This is a genomic window from Tindallia texcoconensis, assembly GCF_055383815.1.
The window spans coordinates 2,241,132-2,265,551 of record NZ_AP042431.1 but is presented as its reverse complement, the minus strand read 5'-3'; the positions used below and the strand labels follow the sequence as shown (position 1 = coordinate 2,265,551).

The following is a 24,420-nucleotide window of genomic DNA, read 5'->3' as shown; positions in this document are numbered from 1 at the left end:
AATTGGTTACAATAGAGCTGAAAAAGCCCTTGTCGACAAACGTTCTGCTTCGACAAGGACTCAACTCTTCAAGTAATGCTTTTATTTTTTCTGCGGAAACACCTGATGGGTATGCTTCAACGCTTCTTCCATTGCACCCAAGGCATCTTTTAAGTCTTGATCTGTGTGGCGATGACAAATATAGCCATGGTGATATGGCTGAATAAATAAACCTCTACGGATAGTCTCTGTATAGAAAAATTTCCTTCTTTCCTTATACTGATCATCCACTTTATCAAAAGTAATGTAAGGCATAGGAGGAATTCCAGACGCCGTTGCAGGCACGTCAGATTCTTGTACGATTTTTTCCATTTTGCTAAGGAAATCTTCTCCCCGCTCCCAAATGCTTTCTAATACATTATCTCTTTCCAGAATATCGATACACTTCATAGATGCCTGCATTTCTAAGCTGTTCGGAAAGAAAGTAGAACTGATAAATACTTCTTTTTCAATTACTTTCATGATTTCTTTTTTCCCAACCAGTGCACTAATAGGGTAACCATTGGCCATTGCTTTTCCAAAGGTAGAAAGATCTGGTGTTACTCCGTAACGCTGCTGAGCTCCACCCATGGCAACACGAAAACCGGTGCGTATTTCATCAAAGACCAATACCGTTTCATATTTATCTGCTAATTCCCGAACTCCTTCTAGGTATCCAGCCGGAGGTTCTTCTACAGGAGCAGAAAGTGGATGACCCACTGGCGTAAGCACAATACAAGCCGCATCATCGCCATGTTCTTTTAAGGTTGCTTCTAATGCATCTAAGTCTCCATAAGGAAACTCTACGGTCATCTTTTGAATTTCTTCTGGCACCCCACCTGGAACTTCTACACACCAATCATGCCATCCATGGTAACCACAACGCAGAACCTTGGTTTTACCATTGAAGCCTCGAGCTACTCTAACCGCCATGGTGGTAACATCCGATCCAGTTTTAGCCAGCACAACCATCTCTGCTGATGGAATCAAACGAATAAGACGCTTCGTCAGTGTATTTTGTATCTCTTGTACTAAGGAAAAACAAAAACCTTTTTCCATCTGTTCAATGACAGCCTGATTTATTTCTGGCTCTCTGTATCCCAGGATAATAGGCCCATATCCACAAAGCATATCAATGTAATCATTTCCATCCACATCGACAATATGCCCGCCATATCCTTTTTCAATGAAAATCGGATATTCACCTTCTACAAAGTTGTATGGACGTCTAATACCTAGCAATCCTCCAGGCGAAACTTCTTTAGCCTCTTCAAACATCTTCATCGACTTCTCAAGGTTTAATTTTGGTACACTGTTCATGAAATAACCACCTTTCTTTTCGCTGATTATTAACGTACTCAGGCTTTAGGCATCAATGGTTATGGGTATAAAAAAAGCCATCTACGTAATGATGCCTCATTACATAAATAGCTCTCCATGCACAGAAAACGGCATGACAACAACCCAGGACTGTCCTGACCTGTCAAGAACCCACCGCACACCAGTATTGTTCTTTCGGCAGTCAAAGCCTTCACCAGAATCGTCGGAGGTGTGCCTCCTTATCATTTTCCGATTACCCTATGACCGCTCCTCTATTTATGATACCACATGCCTTTTGCTTTAATTGCTGTTAAAAAAGTAACCACATTTCCAATATCTATTATAGGCCACGCATTCCTCAATGTCAACACTCATTCCCTGCTGCTCATAATTCAAGCATAACAGGACAATGATCACTTCCCATAACGTCTGCATGGATTTCCGCTTTTTTTAATTTGGACTGAAGGGTTTCGGACACAATAAAATAATCAATTCTCCATCCAGCATTCCGATCTCTCGCCTGCCTCATGTAAGACCACCATGTATAGGCACCTTCTTTCTCTGGATAAAAATATCGAAAGGTATCCACAAATCCAGTGTTTAAAAGCTGTGTCATTTTTTCGCGCTCTTCTTCCGTGAATCCTGCATTGCGACGATTGTTTTTGGGGTTCTTTAAATCAATTTCTTGATGCGCTACATTCAAATCACCGCATAATACCACAGGCTTTTTTTCATCTAGGGTCATCAAATAGTATCGAAACACATCTTCCCAATCCATTCTGAAATCCAACCTGGTTAGCTCTCTTTGTGAGTTGGGAGTATAGACATTCACTAAATAAAAATCTTCATACTCTAAAGTAATGACTCTACCTTCCCCGTCATAAGCATCTAATCCAAGTCCATATTGAATGGATAATGGCTTTATGCGACTAAAGACAGCAGTTCCAGAATATCCTTTTTTTTCTGCAGAATTCCAATACTGTAAATACCCTTCCAGTTCCAGATCGATTTGATCCGGCTGTAATTTTGTTTCCTGAAGGCAGAATATATCTGCATTAACAGCATTAAAATAATCCAAAAATCCTTTTTTAACACAAGCTCTTAACCCATTTACATTCCACGATATTAATTTCATGGTCCACCTCTTTCGTCTATTAAGGTTGCATTTCGTGTATTCCTATTGTACCTTACCATGTTCTCATTTCACTGGCAAGTACCCTCGAATAATCCTAAACATTGAAAAAATCATCATGATAGAGCATAATAGAATCAAGACAATAAGGAAAGGGGTTTTTTTCACAGTGAAACGAATTTATACAGGAAAAACAAAAGATGTATTTCAGCTGCCCAATGGATTTATTTTATTGAAGTTTAAAGACGATATGACAGGTAAGGATGGGGTCTTTGATCCTGGCTCTAACGAAATCGGACTCTCCATAGAAGGAGCTGGCAAGTCTGGGCTTCGACTGAGTAAGTTTTTCTTTGAAAAGCTTCACGAAAAAGGCATCCCCACTCATTATATAGATGCAGACCTGGATACTGCTACCATGACAGTGAAACCTGCCAACCTATTTGGTAAAGGCTTGGAAGTAATATGCCGCTATAAAGCAGTCGGTAGTTTTTATCGGCGTTATGGCCAATATGTAGAAGAAGGTCAACCTTTAGATGCTTTTGTGGAAGTTACCTTGAAAGATGACCATAGACAAGATCCGCCTATTTCAGAAGACGCTCTGGAGATGCTGGGCATCCTCTCTAAGGATGAGTACGTCTCCCTCAAAGAACTGACCAAAAAAATTGCATCCATTGTGAGAGAATTAATGGAAGCCAAGGGACTAACCTTATATGATATTAAGTTTGAATTCGGAAGATCCAACGGAGAAATTGTATTAATCGACGAAATTTCCGGTGGCAATATGCGTGCCTATGAGAAAGGCCGACAAATAACCCCCTTTGAATTGGAAAAAATCCTTTTACAAGTCTGAGAGCTGGCTTCCCAGCCAGCTCTTCATGAATCCTTGCCAGACTACAAAACAAGAAATTCAGTTTATCGGTAACCATTCGGGTTATTTTGCTGCCAGCGCCATGCGTCACAGCACATATCCTGAATGGATTTTTTTGCCTTCCAATCCAATTCTTGTGCAGATAAAGATGGATCAGCGTAACAACTAGCAATATCTCCTGGTCTTCTTTCTGTTATTTCGTAGGGCACACAAATACCTGTTGCTTTTTCAAAGGCATTTACAATATCCATCACGCTATAACCAATTCCCGTTCCAAGATTATAGGTCTTCACACCGGTATCTTTTTTAATTTTTTCCAAAGCCCTCAAATGGCCTTCTGCCAAATCCGTTACATGAATGTAGTCCCGGACACCAGTGCCATCCGGCGTATCGTAGTCGTCCCCAAAAACCATTAATTTATCTCGTTTCCCTACGGCTACCTGTGTAATAAAAGGCATCAGATTGTTAGGCAACCCCTCTGGATCTTCTCCTATTTCACCGCTTTCATCCGCTCCTATGGGATTAAAATATCGAAGTAGTGCAATCCGCCACTCGGGATCTGCTTGATGCATATCCCGAAGTATTTCTTCAATCATCCATTTCGTTCGACCATACGGGTTCGTTGCCCCCGTAGGCGCTTCTTCAGAAATAGGCACCCCTTCTGGCCTTCCATAGACAGTCGCCGACGAACTAAAAACCAATGTTCTTACGCCAAAAGATTTCATCGTTTCACACAAAATAAGAGTGCCTGTAATATTATTGTGATAATACCAAAGAGGCTTTTCCACAGATTCTCCCACTGCTTTTAAGCCTGCAAAATGAAGGACTTCAGTAATCTTATTTTCTCGAAAAACCTGATTTACTACCTTAGGATCCAGCAAGTCCCCCTGATAAAACACAACAGATTTACCTGACATCTTTTCTATTCTTTTTACTGCTTTCACACTACTGTTGGACAAATTGTCTAATACCACTACTTCGTAGTTTTCCTTTAGTAATTGCAAGCAGGTGTGGCTACCAATATATCCAGCACCTCCCGTAACTAAAACCGACATATTCTTTCTCCTTCCTATAGGTTGATTTATAGAAATCTACCTGTTTTCCTTCAATTTTAACCTATCCATCCTCTAATGGCCACCACCTAAAGATCTTCAAGTTCCTCTCCTAGAAATAGGCTTTCCCACAATTTTACATTCCAACTCCCATCCCCTAAATACCCCAAAACAAATCCATCACTTCATCATCCGGTGCTTCCGTACATACGCTTACCAACACAAAAGCAATCAATGATAAGACTAAAGGCAATACAATATTATGGGTCCCAAATGGTCTTACCCATATGTTGTCGAACAGAATATAGGATCCTGTACCCACGATAATAGAAGCCAGGGCACCAGATGCATTCGCCCTTTTCCAATATAGCCCCAGAATAACCGTCCAAATAAAAGTAGAAATGAGTCCTGCGTTGGCATAAAGATTAAGCCATACCATCAATGGTGGCGGATTAAAAGCGATCATAAAAATAATAACTCCCACCACTACCGTAGCCCCATAACTCACTTTAGCGGTAAGCTTAGCGTTGTTTTTAGCTTTGGGATTTATATAGTTTGTGTAAAGATCATTTACCATAGCCCCTACAACAACCAAAAGCTGAGAGTCTACGGTGGACATCACCGCTGCCAGCGGACCTGCTAGAATGATCCCTGCAATCACACTAGGAAAAAGTTCCGTCGTTAAAATGGGAACCACCAAATCTCCCGCTTCGATGCCTGGAACCAAAACACTGCCAAAGGCACCTACAAAATGCATGCCCAAGAGCAAAACCATGGATACCACAGTGCCATAAATAATGCCATTCTTCAGGCTTTTGCTATTTTTATAACTCATGGCTCTTGTAGCTACCTGCGGAAGTCCAACAATTGCAAATCCAACCAAAATCCAGAAAGATGTTACCCATGCTTTTGTCATAAAACCTTCTTCAATCCCATAAGGAGTAATAAGGCCCGGATCTTTTGCATACATTCCTTGGATAATATTGCTGACTCCACCACCAGCCATAATGGTAGCAATTAAAAGAACAATCGTTCCAATGGTCATCACAATTCCCTGCAAACTGTCCGTAAGGGCTACGGCACGAAATCCTCCTATGGTTGTATATGCTAAAACCGTTACCGCAAAGAAAAATAAAGCTGCTTGATAGCTCAATCCAACAGAGCCTTCTATCAATCGAGCAGCGCCTATCCATTGAGCACTCATGGCGGCAATAAAAAAGAATATAATTGATAGCGAAGAAAGAATAACAATGGCTTTACTCTGATACCTAGCCCGTAGAAAATCCGTCACGGTTACCGCCTCAATTTTCCTTGCGATAATTGCAAATTTTTTACCCAAAACTGACAAAGTAAAGTACCCGGTTGGCATTTGACTCATGGCAAGAAATACCCAACCAAGACCAAAGGTATAGGCAGTACCTGGCCCTCCAATAAAGCTGCCTGCACTAAGATAGGTAGCCACCATTGTCATGGCCAAAACAAAACCACCCAGGTCACGACCACCCGCCAGATATTCTGTTAAAAACCCACTGGGACCTGCTTCATTATCCTTCCGTGCTTTGGAAACATAGCCAAGGCTATAAAATCCAATGCCAAAAACAATAGCAAAATATCCCACCAAGGCCATCAAGACTCCATAATTCACAGTTTCCATTCTACTACCCTCCAGATCATTCCAAGTTTTTCTTTATATGAGCAGCTTCCTCTTTGGTTATTTTTCCTAAAGGCATCTCTTTATAATACCTAGAGACCATCAAAATAGTTAATCCAGTAAACAAGACCGCCCCTGCAATACAGCTCATAAAAAACCATGCAGGAAACCCTAAAATATACCTGTAATTTTCGGGAGGTCCAGAACCTAGTCCATATCCCCATGCATACCACCAAATAAGGTTTAAAAGCCCTAAGCCAACTCCCATTAAAGCTTCTCGATTGCATTGCTTGTATCGGGGATCCTCCACAAATACCTGTCCTTTTTTTCTTTCTTTGGATTCTATCTGCATCAAAACCCTCCTTATTCTTCTCTTTTCAGCTCCTTAGTTCTATCAAGGTCACTTAACAGCCATGATTTTTCTTTTGCTTTCACCAGCAACTCTACGGTTTCGTTGTAGGGTGTTGGAACCCCTAGTGAGTGGCCTTTTCTCACAATAGCACCATTGATGTATTCGATTTCTGTTTTTCTACCTCTCTTCAAATCCTGGAGCATTGAGGATTGATTGTTCCCAGTTGCTTTAGCAACTGATTTAACATGTTCCAGCGGCAATTTATGAGATATCTTTATATTCTCATGCCTAGCCACTTCTTCCGCCTCAGCTACTAAGGAGCCCATTAACTTTTGAGTTTCCTCCATTTCTAGTAATTTTCCATTTTCAATTTCCAGAATAGCTGTTAACCCATTGATCCCCACATTCACCAGTAGTTTATCCCACATTATTTCCTCTATATTAGGTTTAAGTTCTGTCTCAATCCCTGCCTTGTTGAATATGGCAAGGATTTCCTTCACTTCTTCCTCATTTTCACCCTCTACGCATCCAATAAAGGTTTTCCCTTTCCCCGCATGTATTACTACTCCTTTATCTTGCATGGTCGCGCCATGGGCCGTTGTTCCACTAAGGATTTTATTCTTGGGTACAAAACAGCTAATTGCCTCAATATTCCCTGCTCCATTTTGCAATGTCAATACTCGAGTATCTTGGTCTATCAAGTGCAAACAAGGAGCAAAAGCAGATTTGGTGTCATAGGCTTTTACAAAAAGAATGATTAAATCCATTTTTTCTGTAAGGCTACTGGCATCGGTCACAGCCTCCATGGATATTGTCTTTCTTTCAAGGCCATCCATTACTGTCAATCCTTTTTCCTTAATAACTTTCACATGTTCTTCCCAGGTGTCTATCAAGGTAACCTGACAATCTATCCTTTTCAAAAGATACCCATAGAGACATCCCATGGCACCAGATCCTACAATGGCAATTTTCAACACTCTTCCCCTCCTGCTTTTTTTGAATGAAACCGCTTCCTCAACTCTTCTTGGCTTATACCACCAAATGTATGCTTCTCTTCCGGAAATTGCCCTTCCTGAACTTCTTTCTTAAATTCTTCCAGACCACTCACTATTTCTTCACCCAAGTGTCTATATTGTTTGACAAACTTTGGAACAAATTTTTGAAAAAGACCAAACATATCATGAAAAACCAAAACCTGACCATCGCAATATCGTCCACCACCTATCCCAATAGTAGGTATGGTCACGTTTTCCGTAATGAGTCTCCCTACTTCTTCAGGGATTGCTTCAAGAATCAATCCCCATGCTCCAGCTTCTTGAAGCTGATATGCATCTTCTAGAAGGATTTCAGCTGCTTCCACCGTTTTTCCTTGAACTTTAAATCCACCTAGTTTTGATATCGTTTGAGGTGTAAGGCCAATATGTCCCATAACCGGAACGCCTGCATCAACTATGGCTTTAACAATTCCAGCAACTTCCTTGCCCCCTTCTAGTTTGACCGTGTCACAACCACCTTTTTTCATAAACTTAATGGCATTTTTAACTGCCTTTTGGGGAGATATTTGATAGGATCCAAAGGGCAAATCTCCCACAATAAAGGCATCAGGTGCACCTTTAACAACTGGTCGAATATGATGCAGCATTTCTTTCATGCTTATGGATACCGTGGTTTCCTCTCCAAGAACCGTCATCGCTAAGGAATCTCCCACTAGAATCACTTCAATGCCAGCTTGATTTGCCAGTACTGCTGTTGGATAATCATACGCCGTTACCATGGTTATTTTCCTGCCTTCTTCTTTCATTTTCTTAAGTTTTTGGGTGGTTATTTTAGACACACTCTCACTCCCTTTTTTCGTATCACCTACTTGATTCGAATATATCTTAGCATGAATTGGCCCTATTTTCTATGAATTACTAAAATCATCTGTTTTCATTGGGCACAAAAAGGGTGCGAGTCGTTATCACTCGCACCCTTTTTTCTATGCATTCATTTTCATTCAAAGATTCTACGCTTTTATTTTACATGCCCTTATTTTACTAATTTAGAAATTTTCTTAAAGGTTTCTGTTCCAGCGTAGCGACATAATTCAAATAGAATCGACTCACAGCTTACGATCAATGCGCCTTCTTGAATCATTCTTTTCATGGCAATGTCTTTATCTGCTGTTTTACGAGATGAAAGACAGTCCTCTACCACCACTGGCTGAAATCCTTTTTCTTTTAAATCGATAACTGTTTGCAACACACAAACATGAGCTTCAATTCCTGCTACTATTACTTGTTTTCTTCCAGTTTGATCCATTGCCTTTTGAAACTCATGGTCATCCCAGCAGCTAAAAGCCATTTTTTCAAGAGGCTCCCCTACATCTAAAACCTCTGTTAGTTCAGGTATCGTTGGACCAAGTCCTTTTCGGTATTGTTCCGTCACAATCATAGGAACTCCTAAGGCTTGCAATCCTTTAATAAGAATTTTTATTCGTTCAATAAGATCTTTGTGGTTTTGAACATGAGGTGTTAACTTTTCTTGCATATCAATGATAACCGCCGCTGTATTTTCTTTTGTTAATCTCATTTTTCCACTTCCTTTCATAATGATTCACACCAGATTAATACCCTCAATGAGAATAGTTCAAAGGCAAAAGCCTTGCTCCTAGGAGCAAAGCTTAAATGATAACAAATAGATATACTTTAAATCTAGTCTAGAACAACCTGTTGAAGAATTTGTTTTTCTTGAATCTGCGCCTGTTCTTCTAAACTTGCAGCTTTTTCAGCCATTTCCTTGACAAAACTTTCGTCTTTAATACTTCCCAGGTTAATCTTAACATTATACAGAGCCGCTAAAATGGCTGTACGTCCCATCATTGCAGCAACAGCTCCATCTGTAATCGCATTGCTATTACCTTTTTGTACTACTATTTCAATATCAATCATCAGTTCCATTACAGTTTCAGCAATACTCATTGGAACTCTTGCAGCTTCTTTTGTCGCCTGCTGGATCGCTTCTTTTCTAGATTCTTTTTCTTCATCCGTTTCTTTTGGCATTTTAAAGCAAGCCATCACACCATTAAAAGATTCAGCATCTTTATCAATCAATTCAATCAACTGATGACGTGATGCATTCACTCGCTCATGAATTTCTTTCATATGTGCTTCAACTTCTAAATACTTCTTCTTGCCAATGGTTAGATTTGCTACCATGGCTGTCAAAGCTGCTGCTGTGGCTCCACTCATAGCAGCAATGCTTCCTCCACCTGGAACGGGAGCATCCGATGCTGTTTCCTGCAAAAAATCTTTTACACTTTTATCCGCTAACATATATATCACCTTTCCTTTCATAGATTATAGGTTTTCTATTCCATTAAAGATGTTTCTAATACTTGTTCCATGGTGAACTCTTCCAAGCGTAAATAGTAAGCAGCAGAATCAATTAACGCTTCCATAGGAACCGCTCCAACAATTTCACTTCCTACCACATTAACACCATATCGCTGAGCTTCAATTTTAACTAGTTCAAACACTCTATATAGGGCTGTTTTGCTGTAATCCGTCATATTCATGGAAACTTGAACAATCCCTCTGTCTTTTAACTCAACGCCCATTCCTTTGCAGTAACGCAACCCTCCACTAAGATGTCTCACCTGCTTAGCAATTTTATCCGCTATTGCTAAATCAGCAGAGTCTAGGTTGATATTATAGGCCACTAAAGGCATACGTGCTCCCACTGCGGTTACTCCAGTTTGAGGAGGCATTTCTGTGGGACCAAAATCCGGCTTCCATTCAGGTTCTTTAATTTTTGCTGCCATAGCTTCATATTGACCTTTTCGAACTTTTGCCAAGTTTTCTCTACCTGGTGTCTTGGCTGCTTTTTCATATAAGAAGATTGGTTGGCCATAGGTTTCTGCAATTTCTTTGGCCACACTTTCTGCCAACGCTACGGTTTCTTCCATGGTAATATCTTTGATTGGTACAAAAGGCACCACATCAGCGGCACCCATGCGAGGATGCTGACCTTCATGCTTTGTCATATCAATTAGTTCATAGGCTGTTCCTACTGCTTTCACCACGGCTTTTTTCATGGCTTGAGCTTCGCCTAAAGCTGTGATAACGCAACGATTATGATCTTCATCGCTGCTATAGTCTAATAATTTTACATCCGCAGTGTTTCGAAATGCATCTGCAATTTTTTCAATAATACTCTGATCTCGCCCCTCACTAAAGTTTGGAACACACTGCACAATTTGTTTTTTTTCACTCATATTACTTCCTCCTTATGTCCTTGATTATTTTCAAATTATAAAAGTTTATGCCGGTTATCCATTACTAGTATACCATCTTTTATGACCCTTTCAACAGAATTAACACCTATATGATAGGCTAAGAAATGGTAGGAAGCATCCTGCAAAATAATAACATCTGCTTTTTTACCAGGATCTAGACTTCCTATTTGATCTGCCCTGTCTACTGCAGCAGCTCCATTAATAGTCAAAGCTGTAATGACTTCTTCTGGTGTCATTTTCATATAAAGGGTTGCTAAGGCAATAATAAGTGGAATAGACTCTGTATGACAACTCCCTGGATTAAAATCCGAAGCCAATGCTACAGCACAATTGGCATTGATCATATCTCTGGCTCTGGCATATGGTTCTTTTAAACTAAATGCGGTTCCTGGTAATAACGTTGCCACTACCACTTTTTCTGCCATGGCAGCAATACCCGCATCCGAGGCTTGTAGCAAATGATCAGCCGAAACAGCTCCTACTTCAGCGGCTAATTCCGCTCCCCCCAGTGGCACAATTTCATCTGCATGCATTTTTAGTTTAAAGCCCATTTCAGCCGCTGCTGTCAATAATTTTCGGGACTGTTCAATAGTAAAGACGTTTTTTTCTGTGAAAATATCGCAGAATTCTGCTAGATTTTTTTCTTTTACTTCTACCAAACTTTCTTGAATGATTTTGTCAATCATTTCATCTTCTTTGCCTTTATATTCTTCTGGCACGGCATGGGCTTCCATAAACGTAGGAATCACATCCACCGGATGTTTTTCATTAATCCTTTTCATGACCTCTAGCTGTTTTAGTTCTGTTTCTTTATTAAGACCATAGCCGCTTTTTCCTTCCGCCGTTGTGACACCAAAAGACAACATAGACGTTAGTCGCCTATAGCCATTTTCATAGAGTTCCTCTTGGGTTTCTTCTCGGGTGGCTTTTACGGTGCTAATAATACCGCCTCCACGATTCATAATATCCATGTAGTCAACACCGTGCAACCTCCAGGTGAATTCCTCCGCTCGGTATCCGCCAAAAACAAAATGGGTGTGGGAGTCAACGAAGCCAGGAAGCACCGCCTTTCCCTCTGCGTCTACCACTTCATATTGGCTCTGATCTACACCCTTTAGAAGATCTTCTTCTATTCCAACAGATTGAATGATGCCATCTTCTATGATGATAGCTCCTTTTTCAATAATATGCAGTTCTTCCATTTCTTTCCCTTGTTTGGCATGATGACCGCTGCAGGTTACCAACTGACCTGCGTTTTTTATGATCATTTTACCTTTCTTCATACGTATCCCTCCAGTAAGTCTAGTGATTAATGAAACCATCATAAACCAAAACTCGTCCTTCATAGCCAGAAGCCTTTACCTTGCAATCAATTTGCAAAGTAAAGACTTCTCCACTTTTGTACTAGTTACGTTAGTTTCTCAGCTACTAGTTTTGTCACCATTTCATCATCTGCCAAATAGGGTAGCGTGATGTGATCCTGACCCTTATTCAGTTCATTGTACTCCATACTAGTTGTCAAGGCATTTTCATTGGTAGCCCAGGCACGTCTTGCAACACCGCCCATAACATCCCACAACATGGCAGTTTCAAGAATTTTATCGGCTCTACGGCTGCCATCTAATACCATTCCAAATCCTCCATTAATGGATTTTCCAATACCTACGCCTCCCCCGTTGTGAAGGGCTACTAAGCTCATTCCTCTTGCTGCATCGCCAGCGAAGCACTGTGTAGCCATATCTGCCATGATATTGCTGCCATCTTTAATGTTGGAAGTCTCTCTAAAAGGCGAATCAGTTCCACTTACATCATGATGATCTCTCCCTAGCATTATGGGGCCAACTTCGCCCCTCCGCACCATTTCATTGAAACGGAGAGCTATATTGGTTCTGCCATAAGCATCCTGATAAAGAATACGAGCTTGACTTCCTACCACCATTTTGTTCTTCTCTGCATCTCGAATCCAGACATAATTATCTCTATCTTGTCCCCTACGCTCTGGATCAATGCATTCCATGGCTGCTGCATCTGTTTTTCTTAGATCTTCTGGGTCACCACTGAGGCAAACCCAACGGAAAGGACCATACCCATAATCAAATAATTCTGGCCCTAAAATATCTTCCACATAGGAAGGGAATATAAACCCATCTTTTTCATCTACACCATTCAAAGACACTTCTTGAACACCAGCATCAAAAACAGCTTTCAAGAAAGCATTGCCATAGTCAAAGAAATAAGTTCCTTTATCGACTAGTTTTTGAATAACTTTAAAATGAGTCTTCAGGGTTTCGTCTACTCGCTGAATAAAAGTTTCTCGATCATTTTTTAGCATCTGCGTTCGTTCTTCAAATGTCATGCCCTGTGGACAATACCCACCTTCGTAGGCAACATGGCAGGAAGTTTGATCAGAAAGCAGATCAATTTTAATGTCTTTTTCTACAGCATAAGCCAGTAAGTCCACTACATTTCCATGATAAGCAATAGATAGTGGTTTTTTATTCTTTTGAGCTTCTTTTGCCCACCTATAAACCTCTTCTAAATCTCCACTCACTTTTTGAACCCATCCTTGATCATGCCGTGTTTTAATTCTGGATTCATCTACCTCCGCAACAATCCCTACGCCGTTGGCAATCTCTACAGCTTTTGGCTGAGCACCACTCATTCCACCCAGTCCTGAAGATACAAAAAGAATACCCTCTAAATCTTTGTCATCGGCGAGACCCATCTTCAACCTCGCAGCATTCAGCAGCGTATTAAACGTTCCATGAACAATACCTTGAGGGCCAATATACATCCATCCACCAGCAGTCATTTGACCGTAGTTAGCAACACCCATCTGCTCTGCAATATCTTGATCTTTTGCGTTATCAAACATACCTATCATCAACGAATTGGTAATAATCACCCGTGGGCTGTCTGGCTTAGACTTGAAAAGCCCTACTGGATGTCCAGAAGAAACAACAAGAGTTTGATCCTGAGTCAGTTCTTGTAGATACTTTTGAATCAAAAGATACTGCATCCAGTTTTGACAAACTTTTCCTGTTTCGCCGTAGGTAACCAATTCATAGGGGTAAAGCGCCACCTCAAAATCCAAATTATTATCCATCATCAATTGAAATGCTTTGCCTTCTGTACATTTCCCTGGGTATTCATTAATTGATTTTGCTTTAATATTTCCTTCAGGACGAAACCGATAGCCATATATGCGTCCCATGGTCAACAATTCATCCAGAAACTCTGGAGCCATCTCCGCATGGTACTCCTCTGGAATGTATCGCAATGCGTTTTTTAACGCTACCTCCGTCTGAGCTGGTGTTAGCTTAAACCCTCTGTCTGGAGCCCTTCTAATTCCTTCAAGAAATGATTTCTTCTCTGGCAGGGGGCCTTCTAGCTTAATCGTCATAGCTTGCCCAATATTTTTTCTATCTAACATAGTATTCGCTCCTTTCATCCATTCTTCTATGGCATATATTCCTATTGTTTTCCTTTATTATACGGCGTGAGCGTCAATAAAGTGTCGAAGGGCTGTCTAGTGACTGATTTAATTCATAATCTGAACTTGTCTTATCTGCATTTTCTCTAATCCCTTGCAAATAAAAATCTGGATCTTTCGACAAAACCCCTTTAAATGTTTTTTTCAACCCCTTGTCTTCCCTCATTTTTTTTGCAATCATCCAACAAATTCGATAGTGCGTTCCTATTTCATATGGATTCTGAAAACGTTCAACACAAACAGATGCTTCTTTAAAGTATTGAAGAGCTTCCATTTTTCGATCTTTTTTTAGAAGTATGACTGCCATACATCCATAAGGTATCGATTTTTTCCACAAACAGTCTGAATGTTTATAATATTCAATATATTTGCAAAAACATTTCTCTGCCTCATTCCACTGGTTCGTATCAAAGTATAGTTTCCCTAAGTGCACATAGAAAACCGAGAGACCTTTTTTCAATTTCTTTTTTTCGCATATAATAACAGCTTTTCGATAATGGGTCATCGCTCCTTCTAGATCCCCCACTAGTCTACGACATTCTCCTAAAAAACTATAACAAGCTGCTATATTTAAAATGTAGGGATGGATATGGTCAGCGCTTATAAAGAGCTTTAGGGCTTTTTTAAAATAGCCTTCCGCTTCATGATAATTTCCTGTCATAATTTTCATTTTACCCTTTAATCGAAAAAAAATTGCTGTCTCTTCCTTTACATTCAAAAACTCATTATTTCTAAGGACTTGAAATGCTTTATGAATACAACGTCTCATTTCCTCAGGTCGCCGAATGTTTATGCAATAATAGATGGCATGCTTATAGCCCTGAAGCATGGTTTCTGGGTTGTTGATTTTTTCTGATTTTTCGATCATATTTCGATTAATAGCCATCCCTTTTTCATGATTACCCTGCAAAATTTGAAATCTAGACAAGATGTTTAAATACTTTACCTCCATCTCCTCATAAACTCTTACAGGATTCTTTTTCCGAATTTCTACCAATAACTTATGAACTTGCTTCAGCTCAACAGTAACCCTCTCCCTATCCCACGATAGATTTATACTATCGCCTTCATGCTTCAGGATCGGAAACATCTCATGATTAAAATCCAAGTGTTTTTCTACATTTTTGATTTTATAATGTAGAAAATTCACTTCGTCAGATGCGTTCTTATAATGATGCATCAGCTTCGTGTACAACACTATTGGATTATGTTGATTTTCCATACGTTGTTCCAACATTTTTGCTATTTTCAGGTGAAGTACTTTTCTTTTGAAAACTGGAATATGGCTGTAAACATATTCACGAACTTTCTGATGTGTAAAAATAAACTTGCTTTCAAAAGGCGCTTCATTAAATCCAACAATTTCCTTCAAAATATTCTTCTGCTGGAGATTAACCAACAAATCAATTAATTCTAAATCATCCTTTCCAGTCAATTGCTTTAAATTTTCTATAGAAATTTTATCAAAAAAGAGAGACGCCATATTAACTATTTTAATCTCTTCTTCTGTTAAATCGAGAAACCTTGATTTAATAGCATTTTCCATGGGAATATTCCCCATTCTTTGTTCACTTGTTTTCATGTAGCAATTTAATAACTCTTTAATAAAAAATGTATTCCCCTGAGTTTCTGGATAAACCGCTTCTTCTAAATTTTTAGGAAAATCAGCTCTTTTCCATAGTTTCTTTGAAAAATCGATGGTTTTTTCTTCACTAAAAGGTTCCAATGCAATTTTTTTCAAAACACCTTTTATCTGAAGCTGATCAAAGCAACTATGATCTTCATAAGCACTCTCATATCGAAGTGAAGTAATCATGTAAAAATCATACCCAGTGTTTATTAGTACATAATGTAGTAATGATCGACTTTTTTCATCCATCCATTGAATGTCTTCAAAAATAATAAATAACCTGCTTTTTTCAGCTATTGTTTTAATCAATTGAAGTATCTGATTTTCAATCATCTGATCTCTGTATCTTCTATATTCCTTTGTTTCATATGATTTTTTCTTCATGCGGGTTAACTCTGGAAATACTCCTTCTAAAATTTCAATTGTTTGCATCGGAATATCTATTTGAAGACGTTCAGCCACGCTTACTATTTTCGAAATAACTGGCATCCATGGTTTATAATAGTCATTCTCTTCTGGCTTATAGCAATACGAAAGAATCCAGCTGCAAGTATTTCGATTTGTTTTTTTTATAAATTCTTCAATAAGTTTACTTTTGCCAATCCCAGCTTCACCGGTTATTAAGATAGATTGCGCTCCTTCATTATTTAAAAAACGTTGATGATTCGAATCCATGATCTGTAGTTGTTGTTCTCTTCCATAAAATATATCTCCAAACCCTATATCCGATGTTTTTATACCCTTACCCGTGTTTCTCTTCAGACAAAGAATCTGATCAAATAGTTCTTTTGTTTCATCATCAGGAGAAACAGACAGTTCCCTCTCAAGAACTAATTTTAATTCCTCATAAACCGCAATGCTTTGATTGATCTTTTTTTGTTGTAAAAAGACAGCCATTAGTAATCGATAAGATTCTTCGTTAAGGAGATCCTGAGACACCAATTTTTTTCCGTAGCTTTCTGCTTGTTGATATGCTTTGGCATCCAGAGATATTTTTGTTAGCTGATTGAGTTTTGATAAATACATTTCATGATATTCCTGTCTCTTCTGAAACAGCCAGTTTTCAACAGAATCAGCATCCTTAATATGAATGCCTTCAAGAAACTCTCCTCGATAATAAAGAATTGCTTCCTCATCGACTTTATCAACAAAAGCTTCCAGATCTATTTCTACAATTATACTCGTATTTAGTTGAATCACATGTCTTTTAGCAGATATAAACAGTTCGTTTCCCAACAACTTTTTAATGACATACACAGCATTTCTCAAGTTTTTTTTTGCTGCCAGTTCATCAGCTTCTGGCCAAAATAACTCTACCAATTTTTCTCTTGATACTTTTTTTTCTAAGACTATATAATAGAAGATCATTTCCGCTTTTTTAAAAGGAAACGAGATCACTTTTCCATCGGCAAGCACTTCAGGAATCCCTAAATAATTTACAGAAATTTTCATAGTTCTCTCGCTCCCCCAATCGTTTTTGCTCCAGTCCTTACATTTTCATTATATCGATTCCATTCTATGCAGACAACCTTGTCTCCACATTCTTTTTTATCACTTTTAAAAAGGGAGTTCCTGAGTCAGGAGCTCCCTTTCTGTGCAATGATAAAGAGTCTTATTCAGCTGTCACTTCTGTTTCTGATAAATCAGCCTTTTTTGCAACGCTGCTATAGGCCGGTGCCTCTACTGGTTTTGCAAAGCTTTCTCTTATATCTGCCATTATTCCTTCGCCTCTGTCATAGGTTGCTTTTGCTGTTTCCGGATGATAGGCCATATCAAATTTCTCCCGTTTCACAATCATATAAATGATTGCAACGGTCATCAGGATCATTAGAAAGAGCGTTGGAAATCCTGCAACAGTTGCAATTTCCTTTGTTGCATCTATTCCTTCCATGGAACCCTCTCCGGCTCGTGCCAGGTTAACGAAGGTCAATGAACACATCACAATTCCCCAGAAAAATTTAATCTTCACCGGCGGTTCTTTTTCTTCCTGATTATGGGCTGTTGTAGAAAGAGAGGCTACGGTATTGGTCATGGAGTCCGCCAGTGTTACCACAGAAATATACAGTGCAAAAATGAATCCAACACTCAATAATGTTGCAAATGGAAGGTTTTGAAGGAAAGCAAACACAGCTACTTCCAAACCAAGGGATTGAATCGAATCCCAAAGGCTCAGCGCGTGTATTTCGTAGTAAATTGAAGTGCCTCCAAAAACAGCAAACCAGAAAATGCCAAAGAACGCTGGGATAAAAAGGTTAACTGTCATAAACTGACGAATCGTACGCCCTTTTGCTAATCGAGCAAGAAACATTCCTATTAATGGCGCATACGCAATCCAAATTGCCCAGTAGTAAACCGGCCACCATTGAGGCCAACTGGAACCTTCAATTGGACTTGTCCAGGTTGCAAGAGTCAAAAAGTTTTGCATAAAATAGCCAAAGGACTGGGTCCCAATATCCAGAATAAACGCAGTTGGTCCTATAATAAAGACAAAGCCCATCATAATGATAAACAGTTTTGAGTTCTTGTCAGCCAGCCACTTAATTCCGCGATTCAGCCCGGTATAACTGGAAATAACATAACTGAGTACAATGACAATCATAATCGCCAACCAAAGAATTCTTGACTGAGAAATACCAAACACTACTTCAAGCCCAGCTCCTATCGCCAACGTTGCTACCCCAAGCATGGCTGCAACAGCACCACCCATAGCAAAAAGGCATAGATTGTCAACAACCGCACCTACAGAACCTTGTGTCTTTTTGCCGAAAATCGGGTACAATGTTGAACTAACATTGTAGGGTAAATTCATATTGTAGACGGCATAGGCAATGCCTATTCCACAGATCCCATACATAGCATACGGAACAAAAGACCAATGTAAATAGGAGATGCCCATGGAGAACATTGCCGCTGCTTCGGATCCTGGTTCAAGACCTAGGGCTTCTGGCGGAGCCATAAAGTGAAAAATCGGTTCTGCAATGGCCCAAAAGAGGATGCCAGTAGCGATTCCCGCTGTCAGTGATATTGCAAACCAGTACCAATTACTGTATTCTGGCTTTGCATCAGGTCCTCCCAAACGAATAGCTCCAAATTTTGAAAAGAATAGGAAGAGACAAGCAACCAGAAACATCACCGCCGCCAGCAGAAACAGCCATCCAAAGGAATCATTAGCAAACATTACGATGGTATTAACACCCTTAAGAAATTGATCCGGAAAAAAAGCTCCCATAATAACAGCCAACGAAAAAATAATAGACATCGGAATAAAAATAGCTTTTCGAATACGCACATCATTATTTTCCATCTTCATCACAACCTCCTCATACTAAATAGTAATCTTTGATTGACTTTAAATTAACATGCCTCCGTCTGAAAAAAGTCAAATATTTAATAGTTCACCATTTTTTAATAACTTATACGCTTTCTCAATATCTTTTGTTAGATTTCGATCCTCTTCCAGGAAGGAAATCGTTTCCCTTACTTTTTTAAATGCTGGCCCCGTTCCTTTTCCAAGGCGAGTTGCTTTGCGAAGGTCTATCGCCTGTGCTGAATGCATCAATTCAATCGCCAGAATCCACCAGATATTGTCAATTATTTTTTCTGTTTTATCTACCACATAAACGCTGTTGGTCCCTCTGTCCTCCATATCACCTGCCAGTGATAAATAATCAGCACTCACCGGATTGGATAAATGTCGATTTTCTGCGTCTAGTGCTGCAAAAGTCTTTTGGATGGTGCCATAGGCAATCACACGTGTATCTGAAGGTGTCAGAAACCTTGATAATCCTGTAAACTTCGGGTTCGATAGCTTTATGGTTCGGTAGCAGGCATTTCTTGAAACATGACTTAATGCAACACCCAACATTTCGAAGCCAAGAACCCAGGTAGTAGGTTCGTAGTTCGCACAAGAGATAATTCTCTTTTCATCTTTTAATAAGCAAGGATTATCATCTGACGTGTTCAACTGCAGGTTCAGATAGTGGCGTGTGTATTCAAGAGCATCTCTTAAGGATCCATGAAGCTGGCAGGAACCTCTGTAACTTAGTGGGTCTTGGAGTGACTCCGTTACACCGGGAAGCCACAGATAACTGTCTTCCAGTAATTCCCGTACTCGTTTCATGCTTTCTGCCTGACCTGGAAATCCTCTGTACTCATAGGGTTTTTCTTCCAGAGGCGTTACATTCCCCCGTAACCCTTCCAAAGACATGGCATAGACCAAGTCCAGCATATCTGCCAGTTTTTCAATTTCTCTCAGCACTAAAGCACCTTTACCGGCAGAGAGGGCATTGGATGAGACAATAGCCAACCCATCCTTAGGTCCTAAAACAATAGGGGTAAGTCCTTCATTTTCCAGTGCCTCTCTGGAAGAAATTCGTTCACCCCTGTACATTACCTCTCCTTCGCCAATAATTGCCAGTCCAATATGGGAAAGACATCCAATGTCCCCTTCTCCTATGGACCCTTTATTCGGTATGATAGGATGTATTTCCCGGTTCAAGAGCTCCTTGTACATCAGGACAATATCCGGTTGTATTCCAGTACAGCCAATCAGAAACGTATTAAGTCTGGCTAAAATCGCTGCTCTTGTGACTACCTCTGGGGCAGGTTCTCCAACGCTGACACAATGGGCAAGAATCAGATTTCGATTGTAATCCGAAAAGTATTTTCCCATCACCTCCCTGTCTTTATTCATTCCAACACCACGATTGAATCCATAGACAGGCGTTTCGCTATCTGCCAGTTCGTAGACGATTTTTCGACACTCATCGATATGTTCCATCACTTCCGATTCAATTTCTACTTTCACCTTTTGACAGGCAACCATTTCCACTTCACGCAAAGTTAAATTCTTTCCTGTCAGGGTGATGCATTCTTTCGGCATTCTATTCCCCCTCTTCTTTATGCTTGATGGCCTCTATTATTCGTTCAGGAATCGCAGGAAGTTTTGTTATTTCAACACCCAACGCGTGATAGACCGCATTAATAATGGCTGGTGTCACAGGAACGGTCGCAACTTCCCCTATGCTTTTGGCGCCATAGGGTCCATGTTCATCTCCATCTTCTATCAAAATCACTTCAATTAGTGGCATATCCGGCGCATTGACTACATGATATCGACTAAAATTATCTCCCTTTACTTGTCCATTTTCATCGATTTTAAGATCTTCCGAAACAGCCAGTCCGATTCCCATCTGAACGGCACCATGAATCTGTCCTTCCACAAAGCCAGGGTTAATGGCTTTTCCTATATCATGAACTGCCAGCACATCCAAAACCTTCATCAGGCCTGTCAACCGATCAATTTCCACTTCGACAAAATGCGCTCCATAAACTCCAGGATTTGCCGGTGATTCATAGGTATATACAATTTGAGCATCCTTCTTTTGAATTTCTTTCATCTTCATAACAAGCTCCCCACAACTTGTCAGCACTTTATCTTCATCTTTAATCATAACATTACCGTTCCGAAGTGCTATCCTTCCTGAGTCCACATCGAAAATGCAGGCTGCACTATCAACCATTTTATCCTTTAGCAGTTCCGCGATTTTTTTTGCTCCAGCACCGCAGACATAGGTGACGCGACTGGCCTGAGTGCCCGCAGAATCATAGGGGCTGACCAGCGTATCTCCTTCCATCGCCTCAATTTTTTCCAGCGGAAGATCCATGACTTCTGCCACAATTTGCTTCATGATGGTGACTGTTCCACATCCAAGATCATGAATTCCGGATTTTAATATCAAATCACCGTCCTCTGTCATTCTCATATCTAGTGTAATAAAATCCTGATAAGCTCCGTAGTATCCATTCCCATGGGTTGCGCAGGCCATTCCAACACCTCTGGAATACCGCTCACTCTGGTTTTCTTCCACCTGTTGGCGACGTTGATACCAATTGAATTTTTCAGCACCTTTACGCACACAGTCCAATACTCTGGCATTACCAAGATTTGGTCCACCCGTCGGGTCTTCGTCAAATGGATGAATTAAATTTTTTATTCTAAAATCCACCGGATCCCATCCAATCGCAGCCGCCGTTTTATCTATGTTGACTTCTGTAATCCCATGAATTTGGGGAGATCCGTATCCTCGGCATGCACCTCCAATCGGTGTATTGGTATAAACCACATCCCCGCTCACTGTTTGATGCGGTATTCGATAGAGCCGGTTCGCCTTCTTAGCCATTGCCATAAATAATGCTTCGCCATTGGTAAGGTAGGCACCAGAATCTACTACAAGATCTATTTCTCTCCCTTTAATTTTCCCTTCCTGGCTGACTATTGTCTTTGTTTTCCCTTTGATACGATGTCGGCTTCGACTGGCAAGAATACTCTCACGGCGATCCGTTTCAAGGCGTATCGGTTTGCGAAGGTCATGAGCCATGTAGGCACATACCGGTTCCAAAATCGGTTGACCTTTGCCGCCAAAAGAACCGCCCATTGGTGCTTTTATTACCCTCACCTTCGCCAATGGCAACCCAACAGCCTGAGCGGTAATTAATTGTACCTGAAATATTACCTGGCAGGGTGTCCATATGGTCACATGCCCGGAATAGTCGGCTTCCGCCAGACAAACATGGGGCTCCATTGCTGCATGATGAACTTTGGGCGTTTCCATTTCACTCTCAATGGTGATATATTCATTTTCATCCAACGCTTCCAGTGATCCTACCTGCATTTTTTTGTGCATGACATGATTCGAACTATTTTCGTGAATAGGTGGTTTTTCTGAGTCTAATGCATCTTCAATGGTCAGAATCGGCTCGAGAGGCTCATATTCAATTTCAACCATCTGCGCCGCCCTCTTGGCAGTATATGGATCCGTTGCCACTACAGCCGCAATACGATCTCCTACAAAACGAGCCTTTTCACTAAAGAGTCGTTCATCTTTTGAAACATCCAGTCCTGAGTTCCACTGATGGGAGTTGTAAAGGGTGTTCGGAGTATTCTGAGCCGTATATATCTTCACAACCCCTGGCAGTGCTTCGGCTTTTTGAGTATTAATACGAAGAATTTTTCCATGAGCTACGTTACTTAGAACCAGTCTGGCGTAGAGCATTCCAGCTCTTTTCATGTCTCCAACATAAGGAATTTTCCCGGTAGCTTTTTCTTTTGCATCGTGGATCACCGGAGAGGTTCCAACATATTTTTCCTTTTGTTTTTTTATGTCAGGATTCATGCTTAACCACCTCCTTCAGATTCGCTATCAGATCTTCCATCAATCCTTTCACCGCTTCTCTTTTATAGGGATGCGACTTTCTTCCGCTGATGGATCGATCCACCAGCTGTACCACTGATTGTATAAGAGTTTTCTTCATTTTTTCATCCATCTTGTTTCCCATCAGCTCTTGTCCTATCGTTTCTGAAACAAACGCTTTTGGCCCAATGGCTCCAAGCGAAATGCTGGCTTTTTTTATTATTCCCTCTTTACAACAGATGGATAATCCTGCATTTAATTTTGAAATCGATACTGTCGAACGGTCCCCTAATTTGGCAAACCCATTGTAAGCTCCCAAAGGAGGCTTTGGAAAAAATACTTCTATTAACACTTCATCGGGTTTCATTGCTAAATCGCCTTGTTTGTGAATCACATCAGCAAGTTCAGTCTCCCTGAATTCGCCTTTTCCATTGATCATCCGTAATTTTGCATCGAGCGCCATTAGCGCCGTAACAGAATCAGCGCAAGGTGCTGCATTAACAATATTCCCACCCACCGTTGCCACGTTTCTGATTTGTGTGGAACCCACACTTTCGGCAGCCTGCACCAATATGTTGGCACATCTTTGCAACGCTTGACTCGATAGGATTTCGTTAAATGTACTGGTAGCACCTACAATAACCATATCCTCTTCAATTCGAATTCCTTTGGTCTCTGGTATTCGATTAATGTCGATGATCCTATTTTGATGAATTTCTCCCTGTTTCCATTGGAGCATCCAATCAGTTCCCCCAGCCAAAATCGTTGTCTTTTCATCGGCTTTTTCAAGGTACTGAACTAACTCTATTAAGCTTTGTGGGCAATTTACCTGCAATGCATTCTGCTTCATTCTTGTTCTGCCCTCCTTTTTTTGATTTTCAGAGCGGCTTCTTCAATGGCTTTAATGATATTCAAATAACCGGTACACCGACATAAATTCCCTTCGATACTCTTTTTAATTTCTTCTCGTGAGGGTTCCGGATTTTTTATCAATAATGCTTTTGCGGACATAATCATCCCAGGTGTACAAAAACCACATTGAATCGCTCCGTTATCCATAAAGGACTGTTGCAGCACATCCAGTTCCCCATTGGTTTCCAACCCTTTGATGGTGATCACCTCTTTATTCATCACTTGGTGAGCCAGTACCAGACAGGCATTAATAGCCAATCCATCCATAATAACAGTACAGGCACCGCATTCTCCTTCTCCACATCCCTCTTTAGGGCCGGTAAGCCCCATGTTTTGCCGTAGTATATCAAGCAATCTTATGTTCGGATCCACTTCCATGGAACAGCTTTTTCCATTAACGATAAAGTCAAGCTTCATGTCCTTCCACCTTTCTCTCCAATGATTACTGCTATTATAATCAAAAAAAGTCAAAAAAAAGACAAGGAATCACTCCTTGCCAAAAAATTTTCTAACAATGTTCCAT

General features: G+C 40.3%; 19 protein-coding genes and 1 riboswitch. Of the genes, 1 reads left to right on the top strand and 18 read right to left on the bottom strand.

The window, feature by feature from the left end; translation table 11 throughout:
- Window positions 1–81 precede the first annotated feature (81 nt).
- Together ACZ47N_RS10165 and ACZ47N_RS10160 are read right to left on the bottom strand one after the other, a co-directional pair.
- Window positions 82–1,338 (bottom strand): aspartate aminotransferase family protein, encoded by a 1,257-nt coding sequence (locus ACZ47N_RS10165; protein WP_464886442.1) that lies wholly within the window; start codon window positions 1,336–1,338, stop codon window positions 82–84.
- 100 nt (window positions 1,339–1,438) lie between these two features.
- Window positions 1,439–1,621: riboswitch (Lysine riboswitch) on the bottom strand.
- A gap of 102 nt (window positions 1,622–1,723) precedes the next feature.
- Entirely contained in the window at window positions 1,724–2,473 is a 750-nt protein-coding gene (locus tag ACZ47N_RS10160; RefSeq protein WP_464886441.1) for an exodeoxyribonuclease III, read from the bottom strand.
- Window positions 2,474–2,639: 166 nt separating this feature from the next.
- On the opposite strand from ACZ47N_RS10160, the gene ACZ47N_RS10155 reads away from it, so the two are divergent.
- A complete protein-coding gene (locus tag ACZ47N_RS10155) occupies window positions 2,640–3,320 on the top strand; it encodes a phosphoribosylaminoimidazolesuccinocarboxamide synthase (RefSeq protein ID WP_464886440.1) in 681 nt (226 codons plus the stop codon).
- Window positions 3,321–3,382: 62 nt separating this feature from the next.
- Here ACZ47N_RS10155 and galE read toward each other — a convergent pair whose 3' ends face one another.
- The 16 genes from galE to ACZ47N_RS10075 form a co-directional block, all read right to left on the bottom strand.
- Window positions 3,383–4,393: a UDP-glucose 4-epimerase GalE gene (galE, locus tag ACZ47N_RS10150; RefSeq protein WP_464886439.1), complete on the bottom strand. Its 1,011-nt coding sequence runs from the start codon at window positions 4,391–4,393 to the stop codon at window positions 3,383–3,385.
- A 154-nt stretch (window positions 4,394–4,547) separates the two neighbouring features.
- The gene (gene panF / locus ACZ47N_RS10145; RefSeq protein ID WP_464886438.1) at window positions 4,548–6,044 is read right to left on the bottom strand and encodes a sodium/pantothenate symporter; all 1,497 of its coding nucleotides are present in this window, start codon (window positions 6,042–6,044) and stop codon (window positions 4,548–4,550) included.
- A 16-nt stretch (window positions 6,045–6,060) separates the two neighbouring features.
- A complete protein-coding gene (locus ACZ47N_RS10140; RefSeq protein ID WP_464886437.1) occupies window positions 6,061–6,393 on the bottom strand; it encodes a YhdT family protein in 333 nt (110 codons plus the stop codon).
- 11 nt (window positions 6,394–6,404) lie between these two features.
- Window positions 6,405–7,370 (bottom strand): ketopantoate reductase family protein, encoded by a 966-nt coding sequence (locus ACZ47N_RS10135; RefSeq protein ID WP_464886436.1) that lies wholly within the window; start codon window positions 7,368–7,370, stop codon window positions 6,405–6,407.
- Window positions 7,364–8,227, bottom strand: coding sequence for a 3-methyl-2-oxobutanoate hydroxymethyltransferase (gene panB / locus ACZ47N_RS10130; protein WP_464886435.1), 864 nt, complete (start codon window positions 8,225–8,227; stop codon window positions 7,364–7,366). Before panB ends, ACZ47N_RS10135 begins: the two co-directional genes overlap by 7 nt.
- Before the next feature lie 194 nt (window positions 8,228–8,421).
- A complete protein-coding gene (locus tag ACZ47N_RS10125; RefSeq protein WP_464886434.1) occupies window positions 8,422–8,964 on the bottom strand; it encodes a hydrolase in 543 nt (180 codons plus the stop codon).
- A gap of 122 nt (window positions 8,965–9,086) precedes the next feature.
- Window positions 9,087–9,707, bottom strand: coding sequence for a cyclodeaminase/cyclohydrolase family protein (locus tag ACZ47N_RS10120; protein ID WP_464886433.1), 621 nt, complete (start codon window positions 9,705–9,707; stop codon window positions 9,087–9,089).
- 35 nt (window positions 9,708–9,742) lie between these two features.
- Window positions 9,743–10,648 (bottom strand): glutamate formimidoyltransferase, encoded by a 906-nt coding sequence (gene ftcD, locus ACZ47N_RS10115; protein ID WP_464886432.1) that lies wholly within the window; start codon window positions 10,646–10,648, stop codon window positions 9,743–9,745.
- A gap of 35 nt (window positions 10,649–10,683) precedes the next feature.
- A complete protein-coding gene (gene hutI / locus ACZ47N_RS10110; RefSeq protein WP_464886431.1) occupies window positions 10,684–11,952 on the bottom strand; it encodes an imidazolonepropionase in 1,269 nt (422 codons plus the stop codon).
- Between the two features lie 125 nt (window positions 11,953–12,077).
- Window positions 12,078–14,102: a urocanate hydratase gene (locus tag ACZ47N_RS10105; protein WP_464886430.1), complete on the bottom strand. Its 2,025-nt coding sequence runs from the start codon at window positions 14,100–14,102 to the stop codon at window positions 12,078–12,080.
- 73 nt (window positions 14,103–14,175) lie between these two features.
- Window positions 14,176–17,244 carry a BTAD domain-containing putative transcriptional regulator gene (locus ACZ47N_RS10100; RefSeq protein ID WP_464886429.1) on the bottom strand — a complete coding sequence of 1,023 codons (3,069 nt, stop codon included), beginning with the start codon at window positions 17,242–17,244 and terminating at the stop codon, window positions 14,176–14,178.
- A gap of 160 nt (window positions 17,245–17,404) precedes the next feature.
- Window positions 17,405–19,102 carry a BCCT family transporter gene (locus ACZ47N_RS10095; RefSeq protein ID WP_464886428.1) on the bottom strand — a complete coding sequence of 566 codons (1,698 nt, stop codon included), beginning with the start codon at window positions 19,100–19,102 and terminating at the stop codon, window positions 17,405–17,407.
- A gap of 69 nt (window positions 19,103–19,171) precedes the next feature.
- Complete coding sequence (locus tag ACZ47N_RS10090) at window positions 19,172–20,674, bottom strand: HAL/PAL/TAL family ammonia-lyase (RefSeq protein WP_464886427.1); 1,503 nt, start codon at window positions 20,672–20,674, stop codon at window positions 19,172–19,174.
- Between the two features lies 1 nt (window position 20,675).
- Window positions 20,676–22,967, bottom strand: a complete 2,292-nt coding sequence (locus ACZ47N_RS10085) for a xanthine dehydrogenase family protein molybdopterin-binding subunit (RefSeq protein WP_464886426.1) — start codon at window positions 22,965–22,967, stop codon at window positions 20,676–20,678.
- A complete protein-coding gene (locus ACZ47N_RS10080) occupies window positions 22,957–23,835 on the bottom strand; it encodes an FAD binding domain-containing protein (protein ID WP_464886425.1) in 879 nt (292 codons plus the stop codon). Before ACZ47N_RS10080 ends, ACZ47N_RS10085 begins: the two co-directional genes overlap by 11 nt.
- On the bottom strand, window positions 23,832–24,314 hold the full coding sequence (locus ACZ47N_RS10075; protein WP_464886424.1) for a (2Fe-2S)-binding protein: 483 nt from the start codon (window positions 24,312–24,314) through the stop codon (window positions 23,832–23,834). The genes ACZ47N_RS10080 and ACZ47N_RS10075 overlap by 4 nt, the downstream gene beginning before the upstream one ends.
- Between the last annotated feature and the right edge of the window lie 106 nt (window positions 24,315–24,420).

Coding starts and splice junctions, on each gene's coding strand:
- ACZ47N_RS10165 (WP_464886442.1), bottom strand. CDS start 1,338: ATGAACAGTGTACCAAAATTAAACCTTGAGAAGTCGATGAAGATGTTT.
- ACZ47N_RS10160 (WP_464886441.1), bottom strand. CDS start 2,473: ATGAAATTAATATCGTGGAATGTAAATGGGTTAAGAGCTTGTGTTAAA.
- galE (WP_464886439.1), bottom strand. CDS start 4,393: ATGTCGGTTTTAGTTACGGGAGGTGCTGGATATATTGGTAGCCACACC.
- panF (WP_464886438.1), bottom strand. CDS start 6,044: ATGGAAACTGTGAATTATGGAGTCTTGATGGCCTTGGTGGGATATTTT.
- ACZ47N_RS10140 (WP_464886437.1), bottom strand. CDS start 6,393: ATGCAGATAGAATCCAAAGAAAGAAAAAAAGGACAGGTATTTGTGGAG.
- ACZ47N_RS10125 (WP_464886434.1), bottom strand. CDS start 8,964: ATGAGATTAACAAAAGAAAATACAGCGGCGGTTATCATTGATATGCAA.
- ACZ47N_RS10120 (WP_464886433.1), bottom strand. CDS start 9,707: ATGTTAGCGGATAAAAGTGTAAAAGATTTTTTGCAGGAAACAGCATCG.
- ftcD (WP_464886432.1), bottom strand. CDS start 10,648: ATGAGTGAAAAAAAACAAATTGTGCAGTGTGTTCCAAACTTTAGTGAG.
- hutI (WP_464886431.1), bottom strand. CDS start 11,952: ATGAAGAAAGGTAAAATGATCATAAAAAACGCAGGTCAGTTGGTAACC.
- ACZ47N_RS10105 (WP_464886430.1), bottom strand. CDS start 14,102: ATGTTAGATAGAAAAAATATTGGGCAAGCTATGACGATTAAGCTAGAA.
- ACZ47N_RS10100 (WP_464886429.1), bottom strand. CDS start 17,244: ATGAAAATTTCTGTAAATTATTTAGGGATTCCTGAAGTGCTTGCCGAT.
- ACZ47N_RS10095 (WP_464886428.1), bottom strand. CDS start 19,102: ATGAAGATGGAAAATAATGATGTGCGTATTCGAAAAGCTATTTTTATT.
- ACZ47N_RS10090 (WP_464886427.1), bottom strand. CDS start 20,674: ATGCCGAAAGAATGCATCACCCTGACAGGAAAGAATTTAACTTTGCGT.
- ACZ47N_RS10085 (WP_464886426.1), bottom strand. CDS start 22,967: ATGAATCCTGACATAAAAAAACAAAAGGAAAAATATGTTGGAACCTCT.
- ACZ47N_RS10080 (WP_464886425.1), bottom strand. CDS start 23,835: ATGAAGCAGAATGCATTGCAGGTAAATTGCCCACAAAGCTTAATAGAG.
- ACZ47N_RS10075 (WP_464886424.1), bottom strand. CDS start 24,314: ATGAAGCTTGACTTTATCGTTAATGGAAAAAGCTGTTCCATGGAAGTG.